Origin of the sequence: Streptococcus hyointestinalis (assembly GCF_041225505.1) — a bacterium.
GTDB classification, from domain to species: Bacteria; Bacillota; Bacilli; order Lactobacillales; family Streptococcaceae; genus Streptococcus; species Streptococcus hyointestinalis_B.
On record NZ_JBCLSK010000039.1, the window covers coordinates 1 to 18,279 of the forward strand.

21 protein-coding genes are annotated in these 18,279 nt (G+C 46.5%); all 21 read left to right on the forward strand.

Features of this window, described 5'->3' with window-relative positions:
- Positions 1–487: 487 nt before the first annotated feature.
- Complete coding sequence (gene hisC, locus AALA56_RS08410) at positions 488–1,525, forward strand: histidinol-phosphate transaminase (protein ID WP_369909615.1); 1,038 nt, start codon at positions 488–490, stop codon at positions 1,523–1,525.
- Complete coding sequence (locus AALA56_RS08415; RefSeq protein ID WP_369909595.1) at positions 1,518–2,489, forward strand: ATP phosphoribosyltransferase regulatory subunit; 972 nt, start codon at positions 1,518–1,520, stop codon at positions 2,487–2,489. The genes hisC and AALA56_RS08415 overlap by 8 nt, the downstream gene beginning before the upstream one ends.
- Position 2,490: 1 nt before the next feature.
- A complete protein-coding gene (hisG, locus tag AALA56_RS08420) occupies positions 2,491–3,129 on the forward strand; it encodes an ATP phosphoribosyltransferase (protein ID WP_369909596.1) in 639 nt (212 codons plus the stop codon).
- Entirely contained in the window at positions 3,129–4,418 is a 1,290-nt protein-coding gene (gene hisD, locus AALA56_RS08425; RefSeq protein WP_369909616.1) for a histidinol dehydrogenase, read from the forward strand. The genes hisG and hisD overlap by 1 nt, the downstream gene beginning before the upstream one ends.
- The gene (gene hisB, locus AALA56_RS08430) at positions 4,415–4,999 is read left to right on the forward strand and encodes an imidazoleglycerol-phosphate dehydratase HisB (protein WP_369909597.1); all 585 of its coding nucleotides are present in this window, start codon (positions 4,415–4,417) and stop codon (positions 4,997–4,999) included. The genes hisD and hisB overlap by 4 nt, the downstream gene beginning before the upstream one ends.
- Positions 4,996–5,619 (forward strand): imidazole glycerol phosphate synthase subunit HisH, encoded by a 624-nt coding sequence (hisH, locus tag AALA56_RS08435; protein WP_369909598.1) that lies wholly within the window; start codon positions 4,996–4,998, stop codon positions 5,617–5,619. The genes hisB and hisH overlap by 4 nt, the downstream gene beginning before the upstream one ends.
- Positions 5,597–6,319 carry a 1-(5-phosphoribosyl)-5-[(5-phosphoribosylamino)methylideneamino]imidazole-4-carboxamide isomerase gene (gene hisA, locus AALA56_RS08440; RefSeq protein WP_369909599.1) on the forward strand — a complete coding sequence of 241 codons (723 nt, stop codon included), beginning with the start codon at positions 5,597–5,599 and terminating at the stop codon, positions 6,317–6,319. The genes hisH and hisA overlap by 23 nt, the downstream gene beginning before the upstream one ends.
- Positions 6,313–7,071 (forward strand): imidazole glycerol phosphate synthase subunit HisF, encoded by a 759-nt coding sequence (hisF, locus tag AALA56_RS08445; protein WP_369909600.1) that lies wholly within the window; start codon positions 6,313–6,315, stop codon positions 7,069–7,071. The genes hisA and hisF overlap by 7 nt, the downstream gene beginning before the upstream one ends.
- Complete coding sequence (gene hisI, locus AALA56_RS08450) at positions 7,068–7,385, forward strand: phosphoribosyl-AMP cyclohydrolase (protein WP_369909601.1); 318 nt, start codon at positions 7,068–7,070, stop codon at positions 7,383–7,385. Before hisF ends, hisI begins: the two co-directional genes overlap by 4 nt.
- Before the next feature lie 9 nt (positions 7,386–7,394).
- Complete coding sequence (gene hisE / locus AALA56_RS08455; protein WP_369909602.1) at positions 7,395–7,709, forward strand: phosphoribosyl-ATP diphosphatase; 315 nt, start codon at positions 7,395–7,397, stop codon at positions 7,707–7,709.
- Positions 7,710–7,820: 111 nt separating this feature from the next.
- Positions 7,821–8,360, forward strand: a complete 540-nt coding sequence (gene rsmD / locus AALA56_RS08460) for a 16S rRNA (guanine(966)-N(2))-methyltransferase RsmD (RefSeq protein WP_369909604.1) — start codon at positions 7,821–7,823, stop codon at positions 8,358–8,360.
- 9 nt (positions 8,361–8,369) lie between these two features.
- Positions 8,370–8,657: a hypothetical protein gene (locus AALA56_RS08465; RefSeq protein WP_369909605.1), complete on the forward strand. Its 288-nt coding sequence runs from the start codon at positions 8,370–8,372 to the stop codon at positions 8,655–8,657.
- Positions 8,654–9,148 carry a pantetheine-phosphate adenylyltransferase gene (gene coaD / locus AALA56_RS08470; protein ID WP_369909607.1) on the forward strand — a complete coding sequence of 165 codons (495 nt, stop codon included), beginning with the start codon at positions 8,654–8,656 and terminating at the stop codon, positions 9,146–9,148. Before AALA56_RS08465 ends, coaD begins: the two co-directional genes overlap by 4 nt.
- The gene (locus AALA56_RS08475; protein ID WP_369909608.1) at positions 9,138–10,205 is read left to right on the forward strand and encodes a SepM family pheromone-processing serine protease; all 1,068 of its coding nucleotides are present in this window, start codon (positions 9,138–9,140) and stop codon (positions 10,203–10,205) included. Before coaD ends, AALA56_RS08475 begins: the two co-directional genes overlap by 11 nt.
- 45 nt (positions 10,206–10,250) lie before the next feature.
- The gene (locus AALA56_RS08480; protein ID WP_369909617.1) at positions 10,251–11,018 is read left to right on the forward strand and encodes an epoxyqueuosine reductase QueH; all 768 of its coding nucleotides are present in this window, start codon (positions 10,251–10,253) and stop codon (positions 11,016–11,018) included.
- A 33-nt stretch (positions 11,019–11,051) separates the two neighbouring features.
- A complete protein-coding gene (locus tag AALA56_RS08485) occupies positions 11,052–12,383 on the forward strand; it encodes a bifunctional metallophosphatase/5'-nucleotidase (RefSeq protein ID WP_369909609.1) in 1,332 nt (443 codons plus the stop codon).
- A gap of 25 nt (positions 12,384–12,408) precedes the next feature.
- Positions 12,409–12,951, forward strand: coding sequence for a YutD family protein (locus tag AALA56_RS08490; RefSeq protein WP_369909610.1), 543 nt, complete (start codon positions 12,409–12,411; stop codon positions 12,949–12,951).
- A gap of 38 nt (positions 12,952–12,989) precedes the next feature.
- On the forward strand, positions 12,990–14,081 hold the full coding sequence (rlmN, locus tag AALA56_RS08495) for a 23S rRNA (adenine(2503)-C(2))-methyltransferase RlmN (RefSeq protein ID WP_369909611.1): 1,092 nt from the start codon (positions 12,990–12,992) through the stop codon (positions 14,079–14,081).
- A 23-nt stretch (positions 14,082–14,104) separates the two neighbouring features.
- A complete protein-coding gene (locus AALA56_RS08500; RefSeq protein ID WP_369909618.1) occupies positions 14,105–14,602 on the forward strand; it encodes a VanZ family protein in 498 nt (165 codons plus the stop codon).
- Between the two features lie 113 nt (positions 14,603–14,715).
- Complete coding sequence (locus tag AALA56_RS08505) at positions 14,716–16,452, forward strand: ABC transporter ATP-binding protein (protein WP_369909612.1); 1,737 nt, start codon at positions 14,716–14,718, stop codon at positions 16,450–16,452.
- On the forward strand, positions 16,449–18,188 hold the full coding sequence (locus tag AALA56_RS08510) for an ABC transporter ATP-binding protein (protein ID WP_369909613.1): 1,740 nt from the start codon (positions 16,449–16,451) through the stop codon (positions 18,186–18,188). Before AALA56_RS08505 ends, AALA56_RS08510 begins: the two co-directional genes overlap by 4 nt.
- Positions 18,189–18,279: the final 91 nt, after the last annotated feature.

An 18,279-nucleotide genomic window follows, 5' to 3' on the forward strand; every position in this document is an offset into this window, starting at 1 on the left:
AACAGGCTTGCAATTGAGAATAGAACAAATCGTACTAGCCTATAATTTGAGATATTTTGAAATCAACTAGCACCACGAATATAGTTCCCTAATATTTTTTGAGAAAATTCTGTTTTTAGCTTGCATTTTTCAGAAATTTCGGTAAAATATTATCTAAATCAAAGCGAAGAGAGAAAAACGTCTGAGACGATTTGGACAGAGAGTGCATGGTTTCTGAGAGTGCATGTGAGTCTCGGATACACATTCTTGAGTGCAAATGCGAAAGAGTACGAGTAGTGTTTGACGGTTGGCAGTCGTTATCACGCCAGAAGTTGATAGACTTCCAGAGGGTCAGCTGGTGACAGTTGGCTAAATCGAGGTAGGACCACGTGGAAACGTCCTTGCAAAAGTTTTTTTGCGAGGGCATTTTTGTTTGTTTTTTCAAATTATCGCTGAATGAAGAGAAGAAAGAGGAGCTGGCTATGACAGAGATAGAGGATTACGACAGATTGCGCCTTATGTGGCGGGAAAACAACCTGCTGACCAAAAGATGATAAAGCTAAATACCAATGAAAATGCCTATCCCCCTAGCCCAAAGGTAATAGAGAGCTTGCAGGCTTTTGATGCTAAGTCTCTGGTTCGCTATTCTAGTTTAGACCAGGCTGGGCTCAAGAACGCTTTAGCCCAGCAGTTGGGTGTATCAAGTGAGCAACTCATCGTGGAAAATGGATCCGATGATATTTTGTCACAAGCTTTTCTGTCTTTTTTCAATAGTAGCCTGCCTATCAAATTTCCAGACTTGACCTATGGTTTTTACAAGGTTTGGGCGGAGCTCTATCATGTGCCTTATGAGGAAGTGCCGCTGACGGATAACTTTGAGATTGATTTTTCAGACTATGTTGGAGAATATGGTGGTATCATCATTGCTAATCCCAATGCTCCGACTGGACGGTTTAAAGGTCTTGATGAGCTTGCGGGTTTGCTAAGAGCGCACCCAGATGTGGTGGTGATTGTAGATGAGGCTTATATCAACTTTGGTGGTCAGACAGCGGTTCCTTTGCTTGAGACCTACGACAATCTCTTTATCACACGGACGTTTTCAAAGGATGCGAGTTTGGCTGGGCTTCGTGTGGGATACGGTATTGGGAGTCGCCGCTTGATAGCGGTCATGGAGGCGGTCAAAAATTCGGTTAATCCTTATGCGGTAGATAGTTTGGCAGAAGCTTTGGCAACAGCTGCAGTGGAGGACTGGGGCTACTATGAAAAGACTTGCCAGCAGATAGCACGAACGAGGGATTGGTTTAGTAGAAGCTTGAAGGATTTGGATTGGGAGGTTGTACCTAGTCAGGCAAACTTTGTGCTCGCAAAGCCAAGGGAAGCAACAAAAGAAGTTTTTGAGGCGCTAGAGCGTAGGCATATCTATGTGCGCTATTTTCCCAAAGTGGAGCGTATCAAGGATTACTTGCGGATTTCTATCGGGACGGATGAAGAGATGAAGCAGGTGCTTGCGGTTCTTAATGAGCTAGAAGGAGGATGGGATGAATAAGACAACTTTGCCGACAGGCATGCACGATAAGCTCTTTAAACGAGCACGAGCGTCTTATGAGATTGAGCGAACCATTAGTGATTTATTGCTTGTTCGTGGGTTCAATCGGATTGAGACGCCGACGATTGAGCATTTTGAGGTGTTTTCTGACCGTGTGGCAATAGACCAGTACAATTTTTTTGGTGCAGATGGTGCGCTTCTAACGCTTCGCCCTGATGTGACTAGTCAGATTGGGCGAGTCATTGCTTCGACACAGGTCAAGCCACCGATTAAGTTTTCCTATTCAGGAAAGGTGTTTAGACGTCATGAGGATTTGCGTGGGCTTGAAAGTGAAAGCACGCAGGCAGGTATTGAGCTTGTGGGTTACGAGGCGAGTTTAGCTGTGCGTGAGGCGATTGAGACCGCAAACGCAGCCCTGCGTGCTACAGGTGTCACTAACTACACATTTGAGTTTTCGCATGCCAAGATTTTACAACATCTCTTTACCACTTTGCTGTTAGACGAGACAAAGACGGCTGAACTAAAAAACTTGATTGCCAATAAAAATATTACAGGGCTTTATGGTTTTACGGTGGACAATCCTAGTTCTTTTGACGCTTTTATCCGTGAGTTGCCTTATCTGTTTGGCAAAGGCGACGTGGTGCTTGAGAGGGCACGACAGTTGACAGACGATGCGACTTTGCTTGCTGTCTTTGATGAGCTGGAGCAGGTTTTAAGACAGGAGGACGACTTAGCAAGTGTGGCGCTTGATTTGGCGCAGGTGGCTAGCATGCCTTACTATAATGGCTTGATGTTTCGGGTCTTTGACGCTCATGTGCCGCATGCTTTTCTGTCTGGTGGCAGGTATGACCATCTTTTTGGGCGCTTTGGGGCGCCAGAGCTAACAGCGGTGGGCTGGGCGATTGACATTGATGCGGTTTATCAAGCCATTCATGACCAGTTGACCTTTGAGAAAGGAGATTGAGATGACAATTACGATTGCTCTGACGAAAGGGCGGATTGAAAAAAGTATGGTGGATTTGCTGACTCAAGCGGGCTTTGACATGTCTTTTATGCAAGATAAGGGACGTCACCTCATCTTTGAAAGTCCTGATCAAGCTTTTCGATTTCTTTTGGTCAAGGCGCCTGATGTGGCGACTTATGTGCGCCACGGGGTGGCGGATTTGGGCATTGTGGGCAAGGATTTGCTGATCGAGTATGCAACAGGTGTGCTAGAAGTGCTGGATCTCAACTTTGGATTGTGTAAATTTGCAGTAGCTTCAGTGCCTAGCTACAATCCGCAAGACCACAAACGTAAGCGCATTGCCACCAAGTATCCACAGGTTGCACGCCAGCATTTCCATAAAAAAGGAGAAGATGTGGAAATCATCGCCATTCAAGGGTCGGTGGAAATTGCCCCTGTTCTCGGTCTTGCAGATGCTATTGTGGACATTGTGGAGACGGGCTCGACCCTTGTGGCAAATGGCTTGGTGGAGTTTGAGGACATTTGCCGTATCTCCGCACGGATGATTACCAATCAAGCGGCTATCAAGAACAAGCCAGAAGTGATGGCGTTTATCAAGAAGATTGAAAGTATTGTCGGCAGAAAGGAGCAAGCATTTTGATGAAACGTTTAGTCGGAAAACAAGATGAAATTGTAGCGCAGTTGGTAGCAGACCGCCTCAAAAGTCAAGAAAATCAGACAAAAGTGGATGAAGTTGTGGCAGACATCCTTGCCTCTGTGAGTGAAAAGGGAGATGAGGCGCTCTATGCCTACAGCCAGCAGTTTGACAAGATGACTTTGACCAGTCTTGAGGTAGGAGAAGGGCAAATCAAGCAAGCTTTTGACGAAGTTACCCCAGCAGTTCTAAGTGCTCTTAAAAACGTCAGAGCCAATATCGAAAGTTATCACAAACAGCAGCTTGAGGCAGGCTTTGAGGACCGCCCAAGTGACGGCGTTATCCGTGGTCAATTAGTACGTCCGCTGTCACGTGTGGGTGTTTACGTCCCAGGTGGCACGGCTGCCTATCCATCGTCTGTCCTAATGAATGTCCTGCCAGCGAAAATTGCAGGCGTCAAGGAGATTATCATGATTACACCACCGCAAAAGCGCTTTAACCCTGCTATCTTGGTGGCGGCTAGTCTAGCTGGTGTGGACAAGATTTTTCAAGTTGGTGGGGCGCAAGGTATCGCAGCGCTTGCCTTTGGGACGGAGACGATTCCCAAGGTCGATAAAATCACAGGTCCTGGAAATATCTTTGTATCGACAGCTAAAAAGCAGGTTTTTGGTCTGGTGGGTATTGATATGATTGCAGGTCCATCTGAGATTGGCGTTATTGCAGACGATTCCGCCAATGCTCGATTTGTCGCAGCAGACTTGCTGTCTCAAGCGGAGCATGATGTGTTGGCACGTGCTACTTTGGTGACTAATTCTGAAACGTTTGCGGATGCGGTGGAAAAAGAGCTGGAGAGGCAGCTCGTAACTCTGCCACGCAGAGACATTGCCCAAAAAGCGCTGGACAATCACGGCTGTATCATCATCACAGAAGCGGTAGAGGAGATGTTTGCCCTCATGAATGAGGTGGCGCCAGAGCACTTGGAGGTGGCACTGGACGATGCTTACGACTATCTAGACTTGATTGAGCATGCGGGATCTATTTTCCTTGGTCACTACACTAGTGAGCCGATTGGGGACTACTATGCGGGGACCAATCATGTCCTGCCGACATCAGGCACCGCTCGCTTCTACTCAGCGCTTGGTGTGCATGATTTTGTCAAGCGCATGCAATATACCCAGTATAGCAAGGAAGCTATCCAAAAAGCCAGCACCGATATCACGACACTTGCCTACGCTGAGGGTTTAGCCGCTCACGCACGTGCCATTGAAATCAGACAAGAAAAGGAGACATCATGAGACAAGCCAGTATCGAACGCAACACCGCAGAAACTAAAATCAAACTCAAGGTCAATCTGGATAGGCAAGAGCCTGTGGCTATTGAGACAGGTGTCGGTTTTTTTGACCACATGTTGACGCTATTTTCCCGTCATGGGTGTCTGAGCCTTGAGGTGGCAGTGGATGGCGACCTTTGGGTGGACAGTCACCACACCGTTGAGGATGTGGGCATTGTCCTAGGGCAGGCGCTAAGAGAAGCGCTGGGCGACAAGGCAGGCATTAACCGCTATGGTACCAGTTTTGTACCTATGGATGAGACCCTGGGCATGGCAAGTCTTGACCTGTCTGGGCGTAGCTATCTGGTCTTTGACTGTGAGTTTACCAATCCACGGCTAGGCAATTTTGACACCGAGCTGGTGGAGGAATTTTTCCAAGCGCTAGCCTTTAATCTGCAAATGAACCTGCACTTGAAAATCTTGCACGGCAAGAACAACCACCACAAGTCAGAAAGCCTCTTTAAAGCCACAGGGCGTGCGCTAAGAGAAGCCGTCACGATCAACCCAGAGATACATGGGGTCAACTCAACGAAAGGAATGCTGTGATGATTGTCATTGACTACGATGCGGGCAATACCGCAAATGTCCTGCGAGCTTTGGATAAGCTGGGTGTTTCAGCTAAGCTCTCAAGAGACAAAGAAGATATCTTGCAGGCGGATGGCTTGATTTTACCAGGGGTTGGTGCTTTTCCAGCGGCAATGGAGCGCTTGAGTGATTGGGGCTTGGTGGAGGTCATCAAGCAGGCTGTAGCGCAGGGCACACCGCTTCTGGGCATTTGTCTAGGCATGCAGTTGCTGCTAGATGAGGGCTTGGAGCACAGACCGACCAAAGGCTTGGGCTTGATAGCGGGCACTTGTCGCCCTATTCCTGAGAAAGCTGGCTATCCTGTCCCTCACATGGGCTGGAATCAGCTTGCTATCCAGCAGGACAATGCCTTGACTAGAGGTTTGGACGGACAGTCGGTTTACTTTGTCCACAGTTACTACACTGATGTAGCGCCCGAGTTTTTAAATGCCACTAGCCAGTACAGCATGGAAGTACCAGCCATGATTTCACGTGGTAAGGTTTATGGGGCGCAATTTCACCCAGAAAAGTCTGGCGAGGTTGGCTTGATGATTTTGAAGCGATTTAAGGAGGTTGTGGATGCAAATTCTACCAGCGATTGATATTAGAGGAGGGCGTGCGGTGCGCTTGGTCAAGGGAGATTTCGCCCAAGAAACGGTGGTCAATCAAGACGTTTTAGCGCAGGCACAGATCTTTAAGGAAGCAGGTATTCAGTTTATCCATGTGGTGGACTTGGACGGCGCTGTGGAGGGTCGTGCGACTAATCGTGACTTGATTGCGCAAATCAAGCGTGAGACTGGGCTAGGTATCGAGGTTGGCGGTGGCATTCGCACATTGTCGCAGATTGAGGATTATCTGGTTGCGGGGATTGATCGTGTCATCATTGGTTCTATGGCGGTGAAAAGTCCAGATTTTGTCAAGCAGGCGCTTGAGACCTTTGGTGCTGACAAGATTGTGGTGGGCATTGACGCTAAAGCTGGTCGTGTGGCGACAGAAGGGTGGCTTGAGACCAGTCAAGTGCATTTTATTGACCTTGCTCTTGAGATGGAAAAGCTGGGCGTGACTTTGTTTGTCTACACGGATGTGGATAGAGATGGCACGCTGACAGGTCCCAACTTTGACCACTACGCTCAGCTTGTGGATAAGTTGACGACAGCGCGTGTCATCGCTTCTGGTGGCATTCATGCCAAAAGCGACTTGGATAAGCTGGCACAGCTAGGTGTCGCTGGGACTATTATCGGTAAAGCCTATTATAACGGCAATATCAGCCTTGACGAGCTCAAGGAGGTGACGTCATGTTAGCCAAGCGGATCATTCCCTGTCTTGACGTCAAGGACGGTCGTGTGGTCAAGGGGGTTAATTTTGTCAATTTGACCGACGTTGGTGACCCTGTGGATAGTGCTCGTGCTTACTACGAAGCGGTCTGTGATGAGCTGGTTTTCCTTGATATTACAGCGACCAGTGATAATCGAGCTACAATGGTGGATGTGGTGGAGCGTGTGGCGAGCCAAGTCTTTATCCCTTTTACAGTGGGCGGCGGCATTCGCAGTGTGGCGGATATGCAAGCCATGCTGAGGGCTGGCGCTGACAAGGTCGCTATTAACTCCTCAGCTGTCCACAATCCTCAGCTCATCGCTGACTGTGCGCAAAAGTTTGGCAATCAGTGCGTGGTCGTTGCCATTGACGGCAAACGTCAGCCAGACGGCACTTGGCATGTCTATGTGGCTGGCGGTCGCAAGGACACAGGGCTAGATTTGATTGAATGGGTCAAAGAAGTGACTGCTCTAGGAGCGGGTGAGCTTCTCATTACCTCCATGGACAAGGACGGCACCAAGTCAGGCTTTGACTTAGAACTCTACCAAGCAGTAAGTGAAGTCACACAATTGCCTATTATCGCATCGGGCGGTGTCGGGAGCGTTGCTGACTTCACGGATGTTTTTGAAAAGACTAGTGTGACAGGTGCGCTTGCTGCCTCTGTCTTTCACTACGGAGAGATTGAGATTCAACGTCTCAAAGAAGCTCTAGCGCAGGCAGGTGTGGAGGTGAGACGATGATAAAACTTGATTTTGACAAGCAAGCGGGCTTGATTCCAGCTATTATCCTTGACCACGAGACCAAGAACGTTTTGATGCTGGCTTATCTCAATGAAGAGAGTTACCAAAAGACCCTAGAGACTGGGCAAATGTGGTACTACAGTCGCAGTCGTGATGAGCTTTGGCACAAGGGGGCGACCAGCGGGCATTTTCAAAATGTCAAGTCTATCAAAGCTGACTGTGATTGTGATACCTTGCTGATTGAGGTGGAGCAGGTGGGCGGTTCTGCCTGTCATACCGGTGCCACGTCATGCTTTTTCAATCAGATTTTATAAGGAGAGATTATGCTAGAAAATCTTTATCAAGAAGCTAAAAATCGCAAAAACAAGCCTAAGGAAGGGTCTTATACCAACTATTTGTTTGACAAAGGATTGGACAAGATTTTAAAGAAAGTGGGCGAAGAAAGTAGCGAGGTCATCATCGCTGCTAAAAATGCCGACAAGGATGAGATTGCAAATGAAACTGCTGACTTGCTCTATCATTTAGCGGTCATGCTGGTTGAGACAGCCGTCACACCAGAAGATGTCGCAGCTGTCCTCAAGAGCCGTCAAGGTAAGCAAAGCCGTATCCACGACCGAGCGGAGATTACGGATTATTGAAAGTTATCAAACAGTAAGTCAAAACGATTTTCTGTTTTTTGCATTTTGTCTCCACAGGATAAATCTCACTTGAGATAGGAAACGCTCTAACATTGTGTTATAATAGATAGCATGAGAGTAGTAGCAGGAACATTTGGTGGTCGTCCGCTAAAGACCTTGGCGGGTCAGACGACACGCCCAACGACAGATAAGGTCAAGGGCGCTATTTTTAATATGATTGGTCCTTACTTTGAGGGTGGTCGTGTTTTGGATTTGTACGCAGGCAGCGGCAGCCTTGCCATCGAGGCTATTTCTCGAGGCATGACAGAGGCTGTACTTGTAGAGCGTAATCGTAAGGCGCAAGCGATTATCCTGGAAAATATCAAAATGACCAAGGCAGCCAGCCAGTTTCAACTTCTGAAAATGGAGGCAAATAAATCCTTGGACCTGTTGGATGGAGCGTTTGACTTGGTATTACTTGACCCACCCTATGCTAAGGAAGAAATTGTAAAGACTATTGAACACTTAGAGGAGAGAGGACTTCTTGCTGAGGGTGCCTTGATTGTCTGTGAGACGGATAAGGCGGTTGAGCTTCCAGAGACGATTGCTTCAGTTGAGCTATGGAAGCAAAAGACCTACGGTATCAGTAAGGTCAGTGTCTATGTGAGCTAGGAGAGCGTTATGGATATGAGGGTGCTTGTTTTTATAGTGATTGTGATAGTGCTGTTTTACCTTTTGTATCGGCTTAATCGCTTGGAGCAATATCTAAAACATTTTCATTTGAAAAATCAAGAGGGAACAGGCTCTCTATCTCGTAGCAAAGACCCGATCTATCTATTGATGGCTGTGCTTTTAAGCTTACCTTTTTTCTTGGACTTTGTAGCCAATGGTTTGAAGCCTAGTCACTTGACTGGTCTTTTCATCATTGTCATGATGTTATGGTTTTACTTTAGTGGAGATGATAAATGACTGAAAAAATAGGTCTCTTTACAGGGTCTTTTGACCCTGTAACTCTGGGACATATCGATCTGCTGACACGCAGCAGTAAGCTGTTTGACAAGCTCTATGTTGGGCTTTTTGCCAATCTGGCAAAGACCAGTCTTTTTACCATGGAGGAGCGTGCGCACATGCTCAGTGAAGCTTTAGTACCTTTGCCAAATGTCGAGGTGATTATGGCACGAGATGAGCTGGCTGTTGATGTGGCAAGAAGGCTGGGTGTGACACATCTGGTGCGTGGTTTACGCAGCAGCAAGGACTTGGATTATGAGGCTGAGCTTGCTTTTTTCAACCATCACCTAGATGACAGCATTGAGAGTGTTTTTTTATTGGCAAAGCCAGAGCTTTCTCATGTGAGTTCTAGTCGTGTTCGGGAGTTGATACATTTTGGTGCAGATATCACGCCTTTTGTGCCAGAGAGTGTCCTAGTAGAAATGGAGAATAATAATAGCTATGACAAGTAAGCAAGAAAAAAAGAAGTCCTTTTGGCAGCGATTTAAGTGGTGGCTAGTTGGCATTATCGCAGTCGTTTTTGTCCTCTTTAGCCTTTTTGTACCACTTCCTTATTATGTTGAAATGCCTGGTGGTGCTTTTGACATCAAGTCTGTCTTGACCGTCAATGGCAAAGAAGATAGCCAAAAAGGGTCTTATAACTTTGTGGCGGTAGGTGTTAGTCAAGCGACTCTAGCCCAGCTCCTCTACGCTCTAGAGACACCAGATACGGTTATCGAGACAGAGCAAGACACGACAGGTGGCTACAGCAATGAGGACTATATCCGTATCAACCAGTTTTATATGGAGAGCTCGCAAAACACTGCCATTTACCAAGCTCTAAAACTCGCTGGTAAAGAAGTCACCATGGACTACAAGGGCGTTTATGTGCTTAATGTCGCAGACAATTCAACCTTTAAGAATGTCTTGCAGATTGCAGACACGGTGACTGGTGTCAATGGTAAAACCTTTGAGAGCTCAAAAGAGTTGATCGACTATGTGGGTGGCTTGAAGCTGGGTGATAAAGTAACTGTCAGCTATACATCAGATGGCAAGAGTAAGACCGCAGAAGGTAAAATCGTCAAACTCAGCAACGGTAAAAACGGGATTGGTATTGGACTAACAGACCACACAGAGGTCAACTCTCCTGTCAAAGTCGCCTTTTCAACAGAAGGTGTCGGAGGACCTAGCGCTGGCTTGATGTTTACCTTAGCCATTTATGACCAAGTGTCTGGGGAAAATTTGCGCAATGGACGTGTGATTGCAGGAACTGGAACCATTGAGTCTGATGGTTCTGTTGGTGATATCGGCGGAGCTGCTCTCAAGGTCATTTCAGCAGCCGAGGCTGGTGCGGAGATTTTCTTTGTGCCAAATAATCCAGTAGACAAAGCGGTCAAAAAGAAAGACCCAAGCGCTAAAACCAACTACGAAGAAGCCAAAGAAGCAGCCAAGAAGATAGGCACAAATATGAAGATTGTCCCTGTCACAACGCTTCAAGAAGCGATTGATTATCTAAAAAATACAAAATAAGGACGAGAGATGATGAAAGGACTAAGTGGGCTAGAAGGTTCAGCCATGATTAACGTGACTGAGGTTCTGTCAAAGATGAACCCCAATCAAAAGATAAACTACGATCGTGTCATGCAGCAGATGGTCAAGGTCTGGCAAAGAGAGACCGTACGACCAAAGATTTTGATGCATGTCTGCTGTGCTCCGTGCTCGACCTATACTTTAGAGTATCTGACGCAGTATGCAGATGTGACCATTTACTTTGCCAACTCAAACATTCATCCAAAAGCAGAGTATGAAAAACGTGAGTATGTTACTAAGAAGTTTATCAGTGATTTTAATGAGCGTACAGGCAATCACGTGCAGTTTTTAGCTGAGAGTTATCAGCCAAATGAATTTGTCAAGATCGTGCGTGGGCTAGAGGCTGAGCCAGAAGGGGGTGACCGTTGTAAGGTCTGCTTTGACTATCGTTTAGATAAAACGGCTCAAAAGGCGGTGGAGCTTGGTTTTGACTACTTTGGCTCAGCACTGACTATCAGCCCGCACAAAAATGCGCAGACTATCAACTCGATTGGTCTTGATGTCCAAAAAGTCTATGCGACGAAGTATTTGCCCAGCGATTTTAAGAAAAATAAGGGTTATCTGCGCTCAGTTGAGATGTGTGAAGAGTATGACATCTATCGCCAGTGCTACTGTGGTTGTGTCTATGGTGCGACAGCGCAAGGGATTGACCTTGTCCAGGTCAAAAAAGAAGCGGCAGCCTTTATGGCAGACAAGCAGGATGATAGCGATTTTTCACATATTCGCTTTGTCTATAAGGGAAAAGAAGTCTAGCTTTTACAGGATCGCTAGAGGAAGGGAGGCGTCATGAGCGAGCATATCCGTTTATTACATATCAATGATTTGCATTCTCATTTTGAGGCTTACCCGAAAATCAAGCGCTTTTTTGAGGAGAAACGCTCTAGTGAGCAAGTAGAAACTTTAACGCTGGACCTTGGTGACAATATCGACAGAAGCCATCCGCTGACAGATGCGACGCTAGGTCTGGCAAATGTCAGTTTGATGAATGACCTTGGCATTCAACTAGCAACAATCGGCAACAATGAAGGTATCGGCTTGTCTAAAGATGTACTCAACCATGTCTATGACACAGCAAAGTTTCAGCTCATTTTAGGAAACCTAGAAAGTCAAGGGCAAAGACCTAGTTGGGCGCAGCCTTATCATCTTTACAAGACCAAAAAAGGCACGACCATTGCCTTTCTTGCTTATACCTTTCCCTACACGGCGACTTATGAGCCAAATGGCTGGCAGGTGCTGGATCCGCTAGTTTGTTTAGCGCAAGACCTCGAACGTCCTGAGGTAAAGGCAGCTGATTTTCGGATTGTCATGAGTCATTTGGGCATTCGCTATGATGAGAAGATTGCTGAAAACTTTGAGGCGGTTGACCTTATCATCGGTGCTCACACGCACCATGTCTTTGAAGAGGGCAAACAGCTGGGAACGACTTATCTGGCTGCGGCTGGCAAGTACGGGCAGTATGTCGGTGAGATTAACCTCTTTTTTGACGACCACAAGCTAGAGGCTATTAACATCACAGCGCATGAGACTAGATGCTTGCCTAGTCAGGCTGGAGATGACGCTTTTGTCTCTCATTTAAAGGATGAAGGGCACCGACTACTGCGAAAATATCCGATAAAGACCTTTAAAGAGGATTTTGACCTTGAGAAGAGTTGCCAGCTGGTTATGGATGCTATGCTTGACTATGCTAAGGCTGATGTGGTGATTATCAATTCTGGCTTGGTGGTGACACCTTTTGTCAAAGAGTTGAGTCGAGATAACTTGCAAAAGAGCCTACCTCACCAGATGAGACTCGCTATTGTCGAGGTCGACAAGGCAGCTTTTTTAGAGATTTGTCAGGATATTTACAGCGAAGCCCTTTTTCTCAAAAATGAAAAAATCCGTGGCATGGGCTTTCGAGGGCGTGTTTTTGGCGATATTGTCCAAAAAGGTTTTACTTACAAAAATCATGAAATAGTGTATAATAGTCATATTGCCAAAAAGGAGAAGCTGCGCTTGGTGCTTGTGGATCAGTATGTCTTTGCACGCTACTTTGAGACACTCAAAGCCTATCCAGCACAGCTCCTTTTTCCCGACTTGCTACGAGAGGTCGTCGAAAACTACATCGTCAAAACATTTTAAAATCTAGTGACTAGAGAGGAGTCTTATGCGTAAGGAAATCTCAGAAGAGATGTATAACTACAACAAGTTTCCTGGACCGCAGTTTGTGCTTGTCGGTGACAAGGTAAAAAGTGACAGTTATGAGTTTAGCTTGATTGACAATGACAAGTCAGCTTTTGATGCCACTGCCTTTACGCAACGCTTTTCAGAAGTGCTCCTCAAGTATGACTATATCGTCGGTGATTGGGGTAATGAACAGCTGCGCCTAAGAGGTTTTTACAAAAAAACACCTAAAGGCAAGGAAAACAAAAACATTACACGGCTCGAAGATTATCTTAATGAATATTGTAACTTTGGTTGTGCTTACTTTGTACTTGAAAACCCTGAGCCAGAGGAAATCTTCTTTGAGGAAGAGCTTGTCACCAAAAGAAAGAAAAAAAGTAACAAAAAAGAGCGCCAAAACTATCCATTCAAAGACAAAAAACGAAAAGATAGCGTGCGCCGAGACAACAAGCGTAGACGTCGCCAAGAAGAGCGTGCGATTAAGGATGCTAGAGCGCAGTTTGTCATCAGAAAGAAAGAAAAATAACAGAGGAGGAAGGCAGCAAGGAGCTGCTTGAGAGTGATATGAAACCATCGATTTATAGTTTAACCCGAGATGAGCTGATTGAGTGGGCGATAGCGCACGGGGAGAAAAAATTTAGAGCAACGCAGATTTGGGATTGGCTCTACCGCAAGCGTGTCCAATCGTTTGAGGAGATGACTAATATCTCAAAAGATTTTATCGCTCTTTTAAATGAAAACTTCTGTGTCAATCCGCTCAAGCAACGTATCGTTCAAGAGTCAGCAGACGGCACGGTCAAGTATCTCTTTGAATTGCCAGATGGGATGTTGATTGAGACTGTTTTGATGCGTCAGCACTATGGGCTTTCTGTCTGTGTGACGACCCAAGTTGGCTGTAACATCGGTTGTACTTTCTGTGCTAGTGGCTTGATTAAAAAGCAACGTGACCTAAACAGCGGTGAAATCACAGCTCAAATCATGCTGGTGCAAAAGTATTTTGACGAGCGTGGACAGGATGAGCGTGTCAGCCACGTCGTGGTCATGGGAATTGGTGAGCCTTTTGACAATTACGACAATGTCATGAAGTTCTTGCGTACTATCAACGACGACAATGGACTAGCTATTGGTGCTCGTCACATCACCGTGTCAACGTCAGGACTAGCTCACAAGATTCGTGATTTCGCTAACGAAGGCGTTCAAGTCAACTTGGCAGTCTCTCTACATGCACCAAACAATGACCTGCGCTCAAGTATCATGCGTATCAACCGCTCTTTCCCGCTGGAAAAACTCTTTGACGCTATTGAATACTACATCGAAAAAACCAACCGTCGTGTGACCTTTGAGTACATCATGCTCAATCAAGTCAATGACGGCGTGGAGCAGGCACAAGAGCTCGCTGACTTGACCAAAAACATCAGAAAGCTTTCTTATGTCAACCTCATCCCTTACAACCCTGTCAGTGAGCACGACCAGTACAGGCGTAGTCCTAAGGAACGTGTAGCTGCTTTTTACGACGTTCTCAAGAAAAATGGTGTCAACTGCGTGGTACGTCAAGAGCACGGGACAGATATTGATGCGGCTTGTGGACAATTGCGCTCAAACACCATGAAGCGTGACCGTCAAAAGGCAGCGGCAGCGCTAGGAGCTAAGAAGTGAGTCGCTTCTTTAAACAGCTTGGCTTGTGGGATGACACATTGACACTAACTGCAAAGGGAAGACGTTTGGTTTGGATTTTGATTGGGCTCTACAGCTTGATGATTGCTTACATGTGCTTTGGTCCACAGCATGTTGTTGCTGGCATGGAGACACCAAACATCCAACATGTGGGGCGTCTGGTCTTTTTACTAGTTCCCTTTAACTCGCTGGTCAGCCTAGGCGAGATAGAGAGCGCTTGGCAGTTGTTTTGGGTGATTGGGCAAAATGTGGTCAACTGCTTTTTGCTCTATCCCTTGATATTAGGTTTGCTAGCGCTCTTTAAGGAGCTTCGCACCCTAAAGCGCAGTTTTCTCGTCGCTTTTGGCTGTAGCCTTTTTATCGAGTGCACACAGCTTCTTATCGATGCTCTTTTTGATGCTAATCGTGTCTTTGAGGTTGATGACCTCTGGACCAATAGTCTAGGTGGTCTTTTTGCCCTGTGGACTTATCGTTTTTTAGTGAAATGGCTCAGCCACTCTTAAATGTCAAACAGCTTGTTTTTCAAACAGCTGTTTTTGTCGTTTTGAGAAATAAAATGATTGTCAAATGCCCTTGAAACCTGTATGATAGGATAGATGAAAATGAGGAGGAAAACATGTCTATTATTAGGAGACTGTGGTGGTTTTTCAGACTGGAAAAACGGCGCTATCTGATTGGGATTTTCTCACTCAGCCTCGTTGCCGTGCTCAATCTCATTCCACCAAAAATTATGGGAGCTGTGATTGATAGTATCACAGAGAAAAAACTGACGACAGATAAACTGTTGCTCAGCCTGCTTTGGCTAGTGCTGGCTGCGCTTGCCATGTATGCGCTGCGCTACATTTGGCGCATGTATATCCTAGGCACATCCTATCGTTTAGGTCAAATCATGCGCTACCGTTTGTTTGAGCATTTTACCAAAATGCCACCCAGCTTTTATGAAAAATACCGTACCGGTGATTTGATGGCGCATGCAACGAATGACATCAACTCACTGACACGCTTGGCTGGTGGTGGGGTCATGTCGGCTGTCGATGCTTCTATCACAGCGCTGGTGACACTGTTTACCATGTTTTTTACCATCTCATGGCAGATGACTCTAATCGCAGTGCTGCCTTTGCCTTTTATGGCTTATGCGACCAGTCGTCTTGGGCGCAAGACCCACGAGAGCTTCAAGCACTCGCAAGCCGCCTTTTCAGAGCTCAATAACAAGGTCCAAGAAAGTGTCTCAGGTATCAAAGTCACCAAGTCCTTTAGCTACCAAGAGGCGGAACTAGCGGATTTTCAGCGGGTAAATGCCATGACCTATCAGAAAAACATGACGACCATGAAGTACGATGTTATGTTTGATCCCTTAGTCTTGCTCTTTATCGGAGCGTCCTATGTGCTGACGCTTCTTGTGGGGTCTGTCATGGTGGTCAAGGGTCAGGTCACAGTTGGGAGTCTAGTGACCTTTGTGACCTATCTCGATATGCTGGTGTGGCCCTTGATGGCAATTGGCTTTTTATTTAATATGATACAGCGTGGTAGTGTGTCTTACAGTCGGATTGAGGAGTTGCTCAGCCAAGAGTCTGATGTCAAAGATCCAGAACACCCTATCACACCGGCTGAAAATGGAGATCTCATTTATAATATTGACGCCTTTCACTATGACCACGAGGCAACGCTCAACAACATCCACTTTAGGCTGAAAAAAGGACAGACCTTAGGAATTGTCGGGCAGACTGGCTCTGGTAAGACCACCTTGCTGCGCTTGCTTTTGCGCCAGCACGATGTGACACAAGGTAGCATTACCCTTAATGGGCACAATCTCAAAGACTATCGCCTAAAGGATTTGCGAGGACTCATCGGCTATGTGCCCCAAGACCAATTTCTCTTTGCCACAACTATCTTAGAAAATGTCCGATTTGGTAATCCCGAACTCAGCAGAGGCGCTGTCGCAGAAGCGACCAAGCTCTCACAGGTCTACGAGGATATCATGGCAATGCCAGAGGGCTTTGACACAGTTGTCGGTGAAAAAGGGGTCAGCATGTCAGGTGGGCAAAAGCAAAGGCTTGCCATGAGCCGTGCTATGATTTTAGACCCAGAGATTTTACTGTTGGATGACTCTCTGTCAGCTGTGGACGCCAAAACTGAGCATGCTATTATCGATAATCTACGAGAGACACGGCAGAATCAAACCACGATTATCACAGCGCACCGCCTATCAGCTGTGGTGCATGCTGACCTTATCTTGGTCTTGCAGGACGGCACCATTATCGAGCAGGGGCGTCATGAGGACTTGCTAAAAGCAGACGGCTGGTATGCCAAGACCTATGCTTCTCAGCAGTTAGAAATGGAGGAGACGCTATGATAAACACTAGTCAATGGGCTGTTTTTAAGCGCTTGATTACCTACCTCAAGCGCTACAAATGGTTGACCGCACTAGCGCTTGCTTTATTGCTGCTAACGACCGTTATCAAAAGTGTCATTCCGCTTTTAGCTTCGCACTTTATCGACCACTACCTGCATGCCCTCAATCAGCCTGCTATGCTGCTTTTGCTGGGCTATTATGGGCTTTATGTCCTGCAGAGTATCATCCAGTATTTTGGTAATCTCTTTTTTGCCAAGGTGTCTTACCGTATCGTGCGTGATATTCGCTACGATGCTTTTGCTAATATGGAGCGCCTAGGCATGGCTTACTTTGACAAGACGCCAGCTGGCTCTATCGTCTCTCGTATCACCAATGATACTGAAGCTATCAGCGATATGTTTTCAGGTATTCTCTCAAGCTTTATCACGGCGATTTTTATCTTTTCTGTGACCCTCTACACCATGCTGCTTTTGGATTGGCGAGTGACGCTTTTGATTATCCTCTTTTTACCCTTTATCTTTATTCTAGTTAATCTCTATCGTAAGCTATCAGTCAGCGTGATTGAAAAGACTAGAAGTCTGCTCAGTGACATCAATAGCAAGCTGTCTGAGAGTATCGAGGGGATTAAGATTATACAGGCGTTTGGGCAGGAGAAGCGCTTGCAAGAGGAATTTGAGGACATCAACGCAGAGCATGTCGTCTATGCCAATCGCTCCATGCAGCTGGACTCTCTCTTTTTGCGCCCTGCCATGTCGCTACTAAAACTACTCGCTTATGCTGTACTCATGGCTTACTTTGGTTTTCGTGGCATGCAGCTAGGCATTTCTGCTGGGGTCATGTACGCTTTTATCCAGTATATCAACCGCCTTTTTGACCCTTTGATTGAGGTGACGCAGAACTTTTCAACCCTGCAGACCTCCATGGTGTCAGCTAGTCGTGTTTTTGATTTGATTGATGAGCGTGTCTATGAGCCTAAGCAAAAAGAGGGCAGCCACACGATTAGTCAGGGGAATATCGCCTTTAAAAACGTCAGCTTTAGCTATGACGGTAAACGTCAGATTTTGGATAATATCTCCTTTGAGGTGAAAAAGGGAGAAACCATTGCCTTTGTCGGCTCAACAGGCTCTGGTAAGTCCTCTATTATCAATGTCTTTATGCGTTTTTACGAGTTTCAAGCGGGCGAGATTCTCATCGATGGTGTGGACATCAGACGCTACAGCAAGGATGAGCTGCGCAAGAACATCGGCTTAGTTCTGCAAGAGCCTTTTCTCTATCACGGCACCATTAGCTCTAATATCAAGATGTATCAGGATATTAGTGAGGAAGAGGTGAAGGCAGCAGCTGAGTTTGTGGATGCCAGTCACTTTATTGATAAGCTAGAGCAGGGCTATGACCAGCCCGTCAGCGAGCGTGGCGGCAGCTTTTCAACAGGGCAACGCCAGCTCCTAGCCTTTGCTAGGACAGTCGCTAGCAAGCCAAAGATTCTCATCCTTGATGAGGCGACCGCTAACATCGACTCCGAGACCGAAGCAACGGTGCAAGCCTCGCTTGAGAAAATGCGAAAAGGGCGCACCACCATTGCCATTGCCCACAGGCTATCTACTATCCAGGACGCTGATTGTATCTATGTGCTGGACAAGGGGCGTATCATCGAGCAAGGACGCCACGAAGAGATCCTCGCCCAAAAAGGCACCTACTACCGCATGTATAACCTGCAAGCAGGGATGATGAATTAAAAACAAGCTCTTTAGGCACTGCACCCTTATAATGGGACACAAGAAAAACACATTCATGAGGCCAGTTTTCTGTACTTTACAGGAGACTGGT

Coding starts and splice junctions, on each gene's coding strand:
- coaD (WP_369909607.1), top strand. CDS start 8,654: ATGACTGAAAAAATAGGTCTCTTTACAGGGTCTTTTGACCCTGTAACT.
- hisG (WP_369909596.1), top strand. CDS start 2,491: ATGACAATTACGATTGCTCTGACGAAAGGGCGGATTGAAAAAAGTATG.
- AALA56_RS08415 (WP_369909595.1), top strand. CDS start 1,518: ATGAATAAGACAACTTTGCCGACAGGCATGCACGATAAGCTCTTTAAA.
- AALA56_RS08475 (WP_369909608.1), top strand. CDS start 9,138: ATGACAAGTAAGCAAGAAAAAAAGAAGTCCTTTTGGCAGCGATTTAAG.
- AALA56_RS08465 (WP_369909605.1), top strand. CDS start 8,370: ATGGATATGAGGGTGCTTGTTTTTATAGTGATTGTGATAGTGCTGTTT.
- rlmN (WP_369909611.1), top strand. CDS start 12,990: ATGAAACCATCGATTTATAGTTTAACCCGAGATGAGCTGATTGAGTGG.
- AALA56_RS08485 (WP_369909609.1), top strand. CDS start 11,052: ATGAGCGAGCATATCCGTTTATTACATATCAATGATTTGCATTCTCAT.
- hisF (WP_369909600.1), top strand. CDS start 6,313: ATGTTAGCCAAGCGGATCATTCCCTGTCTTGACGTCAAGGACGGTCGT.
- AALA56_RS08510 (WP_369909613.1), top strand. CDS start 16,449: ATGATAAACACTAGTCAATGGGCTGTTTTTAAGCGCTTGATTACCTAC.
- rsmD (WP_369909604.1), top strand. CDS start 7,821: ATGAGAGTAGTAGCAGGAACATTTGGTGGTCGTCCGCTAAAGACCTTG.
- hisB (WP_369909597.1), top strand. CDS start 4,415: ATGAGACAAGCCAGTATCGAACGCAACACCGCAGAAACTAAAATCAAA.
- AALA56_RS08490 (WP_369909610.1), top strand. CDS start 12,409: ATGCGTAAGGAAATCTCAGAAGAGATGTATAACTACAACAAGTTTCCT.
- hisD (WP_369909616.1), top strand. CDS start 3,129: ATGAAACGTTTAGTCGGAAAACAAGATGAAATTGTAGCGCAGTTGGTA.
- hisE (WP_369909602.1), top strand. CDS start 7,395: ATGCTAGAAAATCTTTATCAAGAAGCTAAAAATCGCAAAAACAAGCCT.
- AALA56_RS08505 (WP_369909612.1), top strand. CDS start 14,716: ATGTCTATTATTAGGAGACTGTGGTGGTTTTTCAGACTGGAAAAACGG.
- hisA (WP_369909599.1), top strand. CDS start 5,597: ATGCAAATTCTACCAGCGATTGATATTAGAGGAGGGCGTGCGGTGCGC.
- hisI (WP_369909601.1), top strand. CDS start 7,068: ATGATAAAACTTGATTTTGACAAGCAAGCGGGCTTGATTCCAGCTATT.
- AALA56_RS08480 (WP_369909617.1), top strand. CDS start 10,251: ATGATTAACGTGACTGAGGTTCTGTCAAAGATGAACCCCAATCAAAAG.